Raw genomic sequence first — 12,349 nt, forward strand, 5'->3', positions numbered from 1 at the left:
TCATTTTTTGGGTACGCCCAGTTTGTCAAAATAGGTGCTTATTTTACAAAGTACAAAGAAACATTACTGTAAAAAAATAAAAAAATATTTCTTTAGTATGCGTAACAAATCGTATTAAGGTAAGGAAAATGCACTTCAAAAATGGTTTAGGTATGGGCTGGTCAATAAGGTTTTTGAACATAAGAATGATAAGATCTTATTGGATACGCGCCATTATTACAAATTGAATGCCAAGGGAAATCTTATTAAGAAAATAAAAATGCCGCATACGGATGATTCTACAATCCATCACGCTATGATGACAGATAACGGAGAAGTATATGTGGAAAAAGGCAAGAAGTTGGTTAAGTTCAATGCCAATGGTTCCACCGCTTGGTATACAAACATTTTAGGGTCCCTCGGGAACAGTTTAGTTTGGAACGGCAAGGTTTATGTGAATAATTATTCTGGTGAAAGAGATAGGACTGATGGATTTATCACTGTTCATGATGATAAAGGTAAAATAATCTCAAAGATCTCGGTAGCTCGTAATATATATGGAGAATACGGGGAGTCCTTTATAACTGGGGATTCAAAAAGGAAAACCATTTTTGTCATGAAAAATCGTTTTGGTTATAAGAAAAACGATTTTAATAAAGCGGTCATATTTCAACTAAAACAGTAAAATCGTTTACTCAACAATCATTTGATTAAAAGATTGTTGAGTAAACGAAAGCTGGCTCTCAGAAATGGAGAGCCAGCTTCATCTTATAGGGTTTTCGACCCGAGGTATTTCGGCTTCCAGTAGGTGTTGTCCATGCTTGAAATACTGACTCCTCTTGATGTGGCAGAATGAATGAATTCATTATCACCTATGTATATTCCTACATGTGTAACTCGTTTGCCGCTTTTAAAGAAGACAAGGTCACCTGGTTCGGGTTCAGATGTTTTCAACCCGACTTTAGAGTACAAATCTGCAGCTGTACGCGGTAAGACCACATCCTGTGATTTTTCAAAAACGTAATAGATGAAGCCAGAGCAGTCAAAACCTTTAGGTGAGGTTCCTCCCCATCTATAAGGTACACCCATATATTCTTTAGCTTTTTCTATTAACTTTGTATTATCTATGTTATATACACCAAGAGCATTAAAGGTTGAGCGGTCTGTTACACCACTTTTCTTTAGTTTGTGGTCTTTTTGAAAGTCCTTTACTGCTTTTGTAGTAGATTCGTTGTAATGATTGGAGTAGGAACCAGAAGGTTTAAAGTATCCTTTGAACTTCAAAAGCTTTTGAAGTTGGCGGACGTCAGAATGTTTCATTTCAGGCTCAAGAGTTTGATCCCCTATGTTAGCGGAAGCTTGATGCTGGAAAGGCAATATAAGTATGGCGGCAGCGACGACAAGGCAACTTAACATTTTCTTCAATGGGTTTTCCTCCTGAAACTAATATAAATTGGTAATTACATAGTATTATAGTCTTGTTACAATAAACGACATATTACATTACATTTATGTTACAAAAAGTAAATTTGTGTATAATAAAGGGTTATTTCATCTCTTAATTCTATTAATTGCTTTATATAGGTAATTATTGTTAGCACACCAGTTTATAACTATATATGATATAATTTCTATAGTGTTTAATTGAAATTATAGGAGAGAGAACCCCATGCTAACTAGTATGAAAAAGTTCTTTAATGAGAGTTCTAAAGACTTAAAGCGTATTTATAAGCTTGTAGATAATGTGAATGAATTAGAGAATAAATATGAAAAATTTTCAGATCAAGAATTAAGAGGAATGAAAGACCACTTCAAGGATTTACTATCATCTGGAAAGACCTTGATGGACATACAAGCGGAGGCCTTTGCTGTGGTAAGGGAAGCGTCCAAACGTGTGCTGGGTCTTAGACCCTATGACGTTCAGCTTATAGGTGGCTTTGTCCTGAATGAAGGGGCCATTGCCCAAATGAATACCGGTGAGGGAAAGACACTTGTAGCCACCTTACCAAGTTATTTGCATGCATTGGAAGGAAAAGGTGTCCATATCATCACGGCAAATGAATATCTAGCAAGCCGGGATAAAGGTCTGATGGGCGAGGTCCATGAGTTTTTGGGCATGACAGTCGGTTTGAATATTTCTCAAATGCTTCCAAGCGATAAACGGGAAGCTTATGCAGCCGATATTACGTATGGAACGGGAACGGAATTCGGTTTCGATTACTTACGTGACAATATGGTTTTCCGAAAAGAGGAAAAGGTGCAAAGAGGTCATCATTTTGCGATTGTCGACGAGGTTGACAGTATTTTAATTGATGAAGCTAGGACCCCTTTAATTATTGCCGGACAATCAAGCGAGGGCGCTGAGTTGTTCCATATCACGGCGCAAATCATGAAGACTTTCAAAGAAGAGGTAGATTACGAGATTTCCAACGAATCGAAGGCTACCTTCCTTACTGATGAAGGTGCATCCAAAATCGAAAGGGCATTTGGTGTCGATAACTTGTATGATTTAGAGCATCAGGACCTTTTACACAATGTAACGCAAGCGCTTAAAGCGCATGCCGTTTTGAAATTGGATGTAGATTATATCGTCAAGGATGGAGAGATTTCCTTAATAGATAAGTTCACAGGCAGGGTGATGGAAGGCCGTAGCTTTAGTGAAGGGCTGCATCAAGCAATCGAGGCGAAAGAGGGCTTGGAGATTTCAGCAGAGAATGAAACGCAAGCAACGATTACGATTCAAAACTACTTCCGTTTATATGACTCGCTTTCAGGAATGACAGGGAGCGCCATGCCTTCAAAAGGGGAATTTTGGGAAACGTATCAACTGCCTGTAATCGAAATACCGACTAATAAACCAATACGGCGTGTCGACGAACCGGATTTAATCTTTAAAGATGAAGTAAGCAAACATAAAAAAATTGTTGCAGAAATAAAACGGATTCATGCGGAAGGTAGACCTATTCTGATCGGGACGACTTCGATAGAGCAATCGGAGAAGCTTTCCGTCTATTTGGAGAAGGAAAAAATTTGCCATCAAATTCTTAATGCGAAGACGGAAGCGGATGAGGCGAAGATTATCACCAAGGCTGGGCAAAAAGGACAGGTAATGATTGCGACTAACATGGCAGGAAGAGGAACGGATATCTTGCTGGATGACGATGTGAAGGAATTGGGAGGACTCCAAATCATTGGAACAGAGCGTCATGAAAGCAATCGAATAGATATGCAGTTACGGGGACGTTCAGGACGCCAAGGGGATCCGGGTTCTACCCAATTTATTATCTCCTTGGAAGATGATCTGTTTTCCTACTATGACGAAGAAGAAACTGAAAAATATATGAAGAAGGTCAAGACGGATGACACTGGATTGGTATTAAGCCCTTCTCCGGAGAAATTTGTGAAAATGGTCCAGGAAACGATTGAGCAAATTCATCAATCAAGCCGTACCCATTTATTGAAATTGGAGCATCCTTTGAATGAGCAAAGTCAGATTATCTATTCGATGAGAGATCGGATTCTAGATATGAAACCTGATCAGATGTTCACGGTCTTAAAGGAATATATCCAAAATTATATCAACCAAATTGTCAGGGTGCATTATTCCCCAGAGATAGAAGAACCGGATGTCCAAGCTGTTATTGATGAACTTTCGCTTGTGATCTTATCATTAGATTGGCAGGAAAGCGATTTACAGAATGTAAATGGTTCTGAAATAGAAGAGAAAGCACTTGCTGCACTTGCTGAGATGGAACCTATATTGTTAACGTTACAGGAAGATGCTGAGTGGGGGAACCAATTACGTGCCTACATGTTACAACAGATCGACACGAACTGGATGAGTCATCTAGACGAGATGAACAGGGTGAAGGAAGGGATTGGGTTAAGTGGTTATGGCCAACAAGATCCTTATATGTTGTTTGACAAAGAAGCACTGAGCCAGTTCAATAATCTATTAAATAAAATTCAATCAGAGATTAGTATTCACTTTATGGAATATGTAAAAAGTTCGCAGGATGAGGATGAAATGGAGGAGAGTCATTAATGGGTTTATTCGGGAAAAAAGACAAAGTGAAAATACTGGAAGAAACAATTAATACAGCATCAGCTGAAGAGGCAATCTCAACTGAGAAAGATGCGGTATATACTTCTTTGGTATTTCATGAGGATTGGGAATCTTCCAAACAGGAAGAGTATGTTTTTAAATTTCATCACGAACAGCTCCCTTCATTAAAACCAAATCAGATTTCTATTTCTGGTGTGAAGCTAACAAGGGTAGAAGATGATGTAGTCATCTTGGCTTTTCTACGTAATACATTAGAGCGAGCTGTAAGCTTCGAAGTCATTGATTTACTATTGCTAGATGATGATGGAAAAGTCATGGCTAGGAAGACGTTCGATCTATCATCAATGGGAGAGATTCCTGCGCTTTCCAGTGTACCTTGGCGTTTCCTATTTGAAGAGCATGACATCCTTGATATGGCTATCCCTGATGAAGGGTGGAAAATCGCCTTTGAGCTGAAGAATCAGAAGATAGAGCATGAGCTAGACTTGGCCCCCCTTTGGAAAGAACAGCTCCCAGAGGCTCAACAAGAGAACTTGAGAAAACTAGTTGCAGGACTTCCAAAGCTTAACGAGGGCGAAGTGAACTTCATGGGTCTGGAGGCTAAGTTCAAGGATAACGAACAGTTGGCTGTAACGGTGTTGATCCGAAATGGTAGCGATAAAAAAATTAAGATTGAGAAGCTTCCTCTGGTTGTAGAGGATGGCAATGGAGTTCAAGTTTGTCAAGGTGGGTTCTCTCTCGATGATTTTGAAGTGAAGGCGAATACAAGTAAGCCATGGACCTTCATTTTCCCAGGAGAACTTGTGAAAATGAAGAATCCTGATTTATCCCATTGGAAAGTATATCCACCAAGCTCTGTCTGACGTATCCGGAATATAGGACTTGATTGAAAGTTTTTGAATGACTCCGCTATGATAGTGGGGTCATTTCTTTTACTTCATAATAAAAAACCGAAATAGGATACTCTCATGGAGAGTGTCCTGTTTAGGGTTTACTTACTTTATATGAGTTTTATAGAGATGTTTTTTTAGGGATTAAGAAAAATCAGGCCAATTTTTTTGACTTTGATCTCCATCAATTTGAACGAGGGTACGATAAGTAAAGGGTAGAAGTTCGCTTTCTTCTTTCCCAGTATAAGGAAGGGCTAATTCAAAAGGAATTAATTCGAACTCTTCTTCAGTCTCGGAGATAAGATAAGCACCTATAACTTGGCCGTTATTTGCCATATTCAACGTCAAGAATGCCGGATAGTAGGTCTCATCACTTGCCTTCAATACGGATTTAGCAGTAATCAGATTATTTTCTTCTTCTTCGAAATCAGGATTAGTCGTTTTCTCTAAAGTTTTTACAGCCCACCCTTGTTTTTTGTAACCGCCAATAATTTTAGGAGGATTCTCCTGCAATTTCTGTGAAAGATTATTCGTTTCTTTTTGATTAGTCATTTATTACTTGTTCCCTCCAGTGAAAGTTCAATGTTATACCAATACTATAAATATGCTTCTAATAATTCAATCATTTCTTATTATACCTATCTTTTCCTAATTGGTAAAATAACAATTAGGAAGAACTTCTAATATGTCTCTATTAAATTCTTTAATATAGTAAAGCATGAATAATTTTATAGAATTTTGGTGGTTTTTCATGGGAGTTAAAAAACTTTAGAGATTTATACGGAATAAAAATCTGTTCCCTTTATATAAGAAAGAGGAAGATAGTTTCCAGATAGTAAATGGATTGAGTGACTCCGATTGCAGTGGATAAGATGTTAATCAAACGATTGATTAATAAGAATGAAAGGGATTAAGAATCTAAGATGAAATGAATGAAAAGGGCGAACTGGTAAAGTTCAGCCCTTTTTATGATTAAATTCCAAGATGTGTTTTTATGCGGTTTTGAGCTTCTAGTTTTGTTTCGTCGGAAACGATATTATACCAAAGACCATCGATTCGTTGATCGTCACCTGCAAGAGTGAATTGTTCTATTTTATTGAGAGAAGATTTATAGTTTTTTTGAATGCTTAACATTTCATTAAAGGTCAAATTGGTCTCTACGTTTTTGCCGATTGCGTCAAGGATATCATCGTAATTGGTCAGTGTGGACAAACTTGCGCCTTTTTTGATGACGGCTTGGATAACTTGTCGCTGCCTCATTTGCCGTCCATAATCACCACGTGGGTCTTCCTTGCGAATCCGTGAATAAATTAACGCTTCTTTTCCATTCAAATCAATATTTCCCTTTGCAAAGCTATACTTTTTATAGACGAGGTTCATATCATTATTGACTGTGATGCCACCTACAGAATTGACTATGTCCTGAAAACCTTGCATATTCATCTTGACATAATAATCAATCGGTATATCCAAATAGGATTCAACGGTGTTAATGGCCATGGTGATGCCGCCATACGCATAGGCATGATTCATTTTCTCTGTCGTGCCTCTTCCGATGATTTCCGTACGTGTATCACGAGGGAGGCTTAACATTTGAATGGATCCCAATTTAGGGTTCACTGTCATAACAATCATTGTATCCGAACGTCCGCTATCATTTTTCCTTTCATCTACCCCAAGTATGAGTAATGAAAAGGGATCCTGTTTTTTAAATGTTATATCTTCAATGCGTTTATCCGTTTTATGCTCTGTTCCCTTCATGGTGTTAACCGCCCCTATCAAGGATTGGTATACTGATGCTGCATAAGCACCACCACCGATGAAAAGGATAAGAAGGATTAACCCGAATATTTTTAATGATTTACGTTTCTTTTGCTTTTTTTTACGATCGGATCTCATGTTTACTCCTCCTTGTACCGATCCACTCACTAAGATGGAAAGATATGATAAAAGACCTAGCTGGTATGTCTAATATACCTTTTTTTTACTGAAAAATGAATAGTAACTTTTTGTACAAGTAGATAATTATTACCTAGTTTACCCAAAATAGCGAAGGGGATCTAGACAACAAGATTTCCTTCGCTATTTAGGTAATGGACTTTTACTTATGAAGCTGCGCCTTCTTCCGGTTTTAACAGTAGTAGTTCATCTTCAATCGCTTGTAGCATGCTAGCCAAAGTGGTCTCCGTTTTTTTGTAGAAATACGTAGAATGCAATTTCTCATATTTCGTAATGTTTTCTTTGACTTTATCGTAGTCACCTTTGTTTAATTGCTCTTCCATTTCTACTAATAATTCATATCTTGCAAGTTCGTACCCGATATCTTTTTTGCTTTTTGTGGCTGGAGCTACATATTTGGCTATGGCCAGCTTTTGAACCTTATTGCTTTCCATTTTTTTAATTTGACTTTCGGCAGTTGTTATCTTTTTTGATACTTTCTCATACGTTGTGAGCGTTGAATTATTCAGCGTTCCTGCAATTGCGTAATCCGTTAATTTTTTGTTTACCTTAGCAAGGTCATCTCCAGCTTGAATTGCATTTAGGTAGGCCAGAGAGTTATCACGATATGATTTAGTCGTTTTTAAGGCTGCATTAGGCTTTGTGCGGTATCCAGCTGGAAGCTTGGCGATAGCCTTCTCTTGTTTTTTTATCTCTTTATTTGTTTTGTCGTACAGGGACTTATGTGCACTGGTCACTTTTAATTTACTTTGAGATTTAATGTCGGTAGAGTAATAGTTTTTCAGTTTGGACGCTGTCTTAGTGTATGTTTGTATTTGCTTGGTCACTTTATCACTAGCTATAGTATTGCGGGTATCAAATAGCTTGAAACCTTCTTGTGCTGTATATAGTCCGATACTTGCGTTTTGACTCCAAATCTTAGCGTAATTCTTAAGAGGTACATGGGTTTCACCAACCGCTGGAGACACCTCTATAGTGAATGCTGGTTTCTTTTCTACATTAGAGAACCAGTCACTGAAGCCTCCACCGAACGATTTCGATTTGACCAAACTATAACCAGTTATTGTACTCAGCTTACCTGCATACTTAGCGTCCTGGGCATAGCGGCTTCCTGTTTGTTGATACTTCCAGAAAATGATTTGTCCGCTAGAGTGATAGGCGATCGCCATTTCCGGATCGATCTTATCTACGAATGAAAGTACAGCTTTCGTTTCGGATGCCGAGGCCACCTTTGGTCCATTGTAATTTTTATAATAGGGGCTCTTAGGTCCGCCAAGGGAATTCCAGTTTGGGCTATATTGTCGGTTTAAATCCACGCCTTTCGCGTTGGCTTTCCAGCGCTTGAAATTCTGGCTACCTGCATTCATTTTAATGATTTTGGCATGGTCCTTTGCCGGGAAGTTTTTCAGACCGGATTGTTGTAAGGTGACTCCGTCCGGGTTGACCATTGGGACAAACCAAATCGTCGTATTGTTGAGGAGCTTTTTGACATTGTAGCCGTTGATGTTGGTGTTGCTTTTATAGGCTGCTGCATATTTGTCGATCATGTTCATAGTAAGATTGGTTGTAATCCATTCACGCGCATGGTGCGATCCATGGATGAAGACTGTAGATTCTCCCTTTCCAAGAGAGACTGCGTAAATATTCCGTCCGTATTCGGATTTCCCGATTACTTTTTTTTTGACCAGCCCAGGGTAGGACTTTTCCAATTTTTTTATATCATTTAACAATTTAGTAGTGGAATAGGTTTGGTTAGGGTTAACAATGGATTGTGCAGAAGTAGATTCTGAGAATAGGAAAGTACCAAAGAGAATGATGAAGGATAGTAATAAAAGACGAAATGTAGACATGTTTTGCCACCTTTTTAGTTAATAATAACCATATTAACACATTGATATAGAAAAAATAGTTATTTTAACATAAAAATACCAGACTCTCAAAAATGAAGTCTGGTAAAAGGAATTATAAACTTCTATAGCCTACTAGTTTGCTTTTGTAATAAGAATTGGATACGTCGTTAATCTCTATTCCATTGCTTGATGAGGCATGAATGAATTGGCCATTTCCTAAATAGATGCCCATATGACTGACGACGGATTTACTCGATCCGGTAGCAAAGAAAACGAGATCGCCGGATTTAGGTGAAGCCACTTTTTTGCCCATATCATAATAGGTAGACGAGGATAGTCTGGCCACATCATAACCTGCTTGTTTAAACGTATAGTAAATGAATCCACTGCAGTCAAATCCAGAAGGGGAAGCTCCCGCCCATGAATAAGGTGTGCCGATTAATTTCTTCGCTTCTGCGACGAGTATATCTACTTTATTATCAGAAACGACAACTTTGTCAGGAGTGGTATCAGTAGAAGCTGTATTGGCCGATTTAACCAAGGATAATTTCTGACCTACTCTAATCATATCGGAGCTTAATGAATTATATGATTTAAGATTATCTACTGTTATGTTAGCTTGTTTAGCGATTTTTGAAAGAGTGTCGCCCTTTACAACGATATATGTATTCGAAGTTGGTTCGGCTTTAGGGGTCGTGACATTCGCCGGTTTGGCACTGCTGTTTGGTAAATCGATGGTAGTGGTAGTTTTGGAACTTGATACGATTAGCTTATTACCGGCATAAATCATGTCCGTTGTAAGGTTATTTAATTTCTTCAACTCAGCAAGTGTAAGATTATGTTTATTGGCGATTTTAGTTAACGTATCTCCGGGTGCGATGGTATATGTGGAGTTTTTTGTTTGCTCTACGGAAACTGAAGCTGTTGTAGCTTTGGTTTTGGTAGTAGTAGTTTTGGATTTTGATGTTATTATTTTTTGATTGATCTTTAACATATCTGTTTTTAAGTTATTAAGTAGTTTTAACTCGTTCACGGTCGTTTTATGCTTTTGGGCAATCTTGCCTAAGGTATCACCGCTTTTTACTGTATATGAATCGGCAAGTGCGGGAGAAACGAAAGTCGAAGAAAGAACGGCAATTGTCGAAAATGCAACGATACTCTTTTTCATGGGTAGTCACCTCTGACATGTCTTTTTCCCTATTCTAACAAATTAAATGGAAAAAAATATATTACATTTATGTTACATGGTTAAAATGGGTTTATTTTACTGGTTTATTTTGTTGAAAGGTGACTATGTACTTCTCCATTTTTCTTCTATATTGTGACTTTTATTTGATTGATTCTAAAAAGAGAGAAACCCATATGGTCTCATTCAACTTCTTTTGTCGATTACATTGAAAGCAGCGCTTTTTATCGTGCTCGTATTCCCAGCGCTGTCTACCAGTTTTCCTTTAAAATGGTAGGTGCCTTCCATTACATAAATATTGCTGGATAGCTTACCGTCCCAGTTAACCGTATGGCTCCCTTTTGAATAGATTTGTGCTTCCTCAAGTTTTTTCACGGTGTCACCTTTTGAATCGATAATAGAAACAGTGGAAGCAACCGTTTCATTTATTGTCATTTTCGTACTGATTGTAGAGGTCCCCGTCATTTTAAGGACAGTGCTTGAATTCTCCATGGTTGCTTGCGGTGACTTAGTATCTACAACTATCGGTAGCGATTTCTTTTTTCCATGACGTTTTGCCGTATCATTCAGAGAAAGTTTGAGCGAATAAGTGCCGTCCTTTACTCGCTTGTTTTTGCTGTCCTTCCCATCCCAATTAAGAGTATTCTTTCCTCCTTTAAAGGTCTTTGCTTTTGATAGGGTATTTACTTTCTGTCCATCCATGTCAACAATGGTTGCCGTTAATGCCGCACTTTTATTCAGGTGAAAAGGAACTTCCAATAGAGATCCTCCAAGTGGGGAATAGCGGGTCGATTTCAGATTGAAAACAAGGTCAGGTGTTACTTCATCTTTAATGTTGACATAAGTGCTCTTGGAGACACTGTGTTTCTTATTAGAAACCTTCACAGTGAACTTCACTTTTCCAGCAGGCGCATAGGATCCATTATCCATTTTCCCATCCCAGTTCGTTGAAAAAAGGTTCCCGTCAGAAGCTTTATTCGTGACAAGTTTTCGGATGGGCTTATTGTTGGCATCATGAATAGAAACGGATATATTCGTTCCTTTTTTTGCCTTGAATGATAGAGAAAGAGTATTGCTTCCATTTTCTATCAGGGTAGTGCCGGACTTAGTCAGCTTGGATAAAGGCGCCGGAGTGTGCGTTAATGCGTTATGGGCATCAACACGGCCATATCCGTATAAATCGTCCCGGCCTATTGGTCCAAGATCCTTGCTTGATGTTTGTAAGATATCCGTTACTTCTGAAGGAGTAAGAAAAGGATTTTTGGATAACACCAACGCGGATATGCCACTGACTACTGGTGCAGACATGGATGTCCCGCTCATTAACTCATATGAATTCCAAGGAATGGTGGAATAGATGTCAACCCCAGGTGCAGCCAAATCGATATAGGCTCCATAATTTGAAAAATCGGCTTTCTTATCTTGTTTTGTTGTAGCACTGATACCCAAAACATGATTTAAGGCTGCCGGGTATTGTTCTGTCTCCACATCATCATTTCCAGCCGCAGCAACGATCAGAATGCCTTTCTTCCAAGCACTTTGTATGGAGTAGTCCAATACTTCTGTGTAATCTTCCATAGTCAGGCTTAAATTAATGATGTCAGCCCCTGATTTAACCGCATAATCAATTCCGTCAACGATTGTGAAGATATCCGCTTCTTTTCCACTAAAAACATTGATGGGCATTATTTTAACTTCAGGAGCAATCCCTGCAATTCCCTTACTGTTAAGGGAAGCGCCGATAATGCCAGCAACATGTGTACCGTGATCATTCGAGGGCAGCGTTTTTTTGCTTCCATTGACGGCGTTGAATGGCATAATAATATGTCCCTGCAGTTCGGGATGAGTTGCTTGGATACCTGCATCAACGACGGCCACTTTAATGTCTGGTGCTCCTTTTGATAGATCCCAGGCTGTATTCATATTGATTTTCTTTGCATACCATTGTTTGGAATACCCCGAATCCGAAGGGATATAGCTCGTTCTCACTTTATAATTGGGCTCTACCGACTCCACCTCATCCCATTTCTTAAGAGAGGCAGCCGCTTCTTGCAAATCCGTTCCCTTATGAAGAGAGACAAGTGTGAAATGCCCATTTTGGATGGTTTGAATTTCTTTTGCTTGTATGGATTGTAAAATTGATTTTTTTATATTATAGGTTGTCTCCCCATTGAACTGGATAATTAATTGTCCTGTTTCGTGACTTTTGGTTGAAGGATTCAATTCGTTCTGATTATGCGAATTCGTATTCATTTCAGAACCATAGGCATGTGGCAAGTCCAACAAACAAAATACAAGTATAAATAGCAATGGAATTAATTTTTTCATTCAATTATTCCCCCCTCATTGTTGTTTCTAGAAGATTCATAGTATCTAAATAGTAACATGCATTAATACACAACCTAGTATTTACCTACTT

At 38.5% G+C, this 12,349-nt stretch carries 9 protein-coding genes; 3 read left to right on the forward strand and 6 right to left on the reverse strand.

Annotated features, from left to right (window positions below; translation table 11 throughout):
* Positions 1-199 precede the first annotated feature (199 nt).
* On the forward strand, positions 200-664 hold the full coding sequence (locus tag ACQKL5_RS15765; protein ID WP_427609831.1) for a hypothetical protein: 465 nt from the start codon (positions 200-202) through the stop codon (positions 662-664).
* An 83-nt stretch (positions 665-747) separates the two neighbouring features.
* Here ACQKL5_RS15765 and ACQKL5_RS15770 read toward each other — a convergent pair whose 3' ends face one another.
* Complete coding sequence (locus ACQKL5_RS15770) at positions 748-1,395, reverse strand: NlpC/P60 family protein (RefSeq protein ID WP_427609900.1); 648 nt, start codon at positions 1,393-1,395, stop codon at positions 748-750.
* A 253-nt stretch (positions 1,396-1,648) separates the two neighbouring features.
* On the opposite strand from ACQKL5_RS15770, the gene secA2 reads away from it, so the two are divergent.
* Together secA2 and ACQKL5_RS15780 are read left to right on the forward strand one after the other, a co-directional pair.
* The gene (secA2, locus tag ACQKL5_RS15775; protein WP_427609832.1) at positions 1,649-4,024 is read left to right on the forward strand and encodes an accessory Sec system translocase SecA2; all 2,376 of its coding nucleotides are present in this window, start codon (positions 1,649-1,651) and stop codon (positions 4,022-4,024) included.
* Positions 4,024-4,908: an accessory Sec system S-layer assembly protein gene (locus ACQKL5_RS15780; protein ID WP_427609833.1), complete on the forward strand. Its 885-nt coding sequence runs from the start codon at positions 4,024-4,026 to the stop codon at positions 4,906-4,908. The genes secA2 and ACQKL5_RS15780 overlap by 1 nt, the downstream gene beginning before the upstream one ends.
* A gap of 171 nt (positions 4,909-5,079) precedes the next feature.
* Here the strand turns inward: ACQKL5_RS15780 and ACQKL5_RS15785 are convergent, their stop codons facing one another.
* From ACQKL5_RS15785 to ACQKL5_RS15805, 5 genes are all read right to left on the reverse strand, one after another.
* Positions 5,080-5,487, reverse strand: coding sequence for a hypothetical protein (locus tag ACQKL5_RS15785; protein ID WP_427609834.1), 408 nt, complete (start codon positions 5,485-5,487; stop codon positions 5,080-5,082).
* Positions 5,488-5,907: 420 nt separating this feature from the next.
* A complete protein-coding gene (locus tag ACQKL5_RS15790) occupies positions 5,908-6,834 on the reverse strand; it encodes an LCP family protein (RefSeq protein ID WP_427609835.1) in 927 nt (308 codons plus the stop codon).
* Between the two features lie 206 nt (positions 6,835-7,040).
* Positions 7,041-8,744 carry a M14 family zinc carboxypeptidase gene (locus ACQKL5_RS15795; protein ID WP_427609836.1) on the reverse strand — a complete coding sequence of 568 codons (1,704 nt, stop codon included), beginning with the start codon at positions 8,742-8,744 and terminating at the stop codon, positions 7,041-7,043.
* 112 nt (positions 8,745-8,856) lie between these two features.
* Positions 8,857-9,912 (reverse strand): LysM peptidoglycan-binding domain-containing protein, encoded by a 1,056-nt coding sequence (locus tag ACQKL5_RS15800; RefSeq protein ID WP_427609837.1) that lies wholly within the window; start codon positions 9,910-9,912, stop codon positions 8,857-8,859.
* Between the two features lie 204 nt (positions 9,913-10,116).
* Positions 10,117-12,258, reverse strand: a complete 2,142-nt coding sequence (locus ACQKL5_RS15805) for a S8 family serine peptidase (protein ID WP_427609838.1) — start codon at positions 12,256-12,258, stop codon at positions 10,117-10,119.
* Positions 12,259-12,349 lie beyond the last annotated feature (91 nt).

The sequence above is a fragment of the Peribacillus sp. NPDC097675 genome, assembly GCF_050277655.1.
Lineage (GTDB): Bacteria > Bacillota > Bacilli > Bacillales > DSM-1321 > Peribacillus.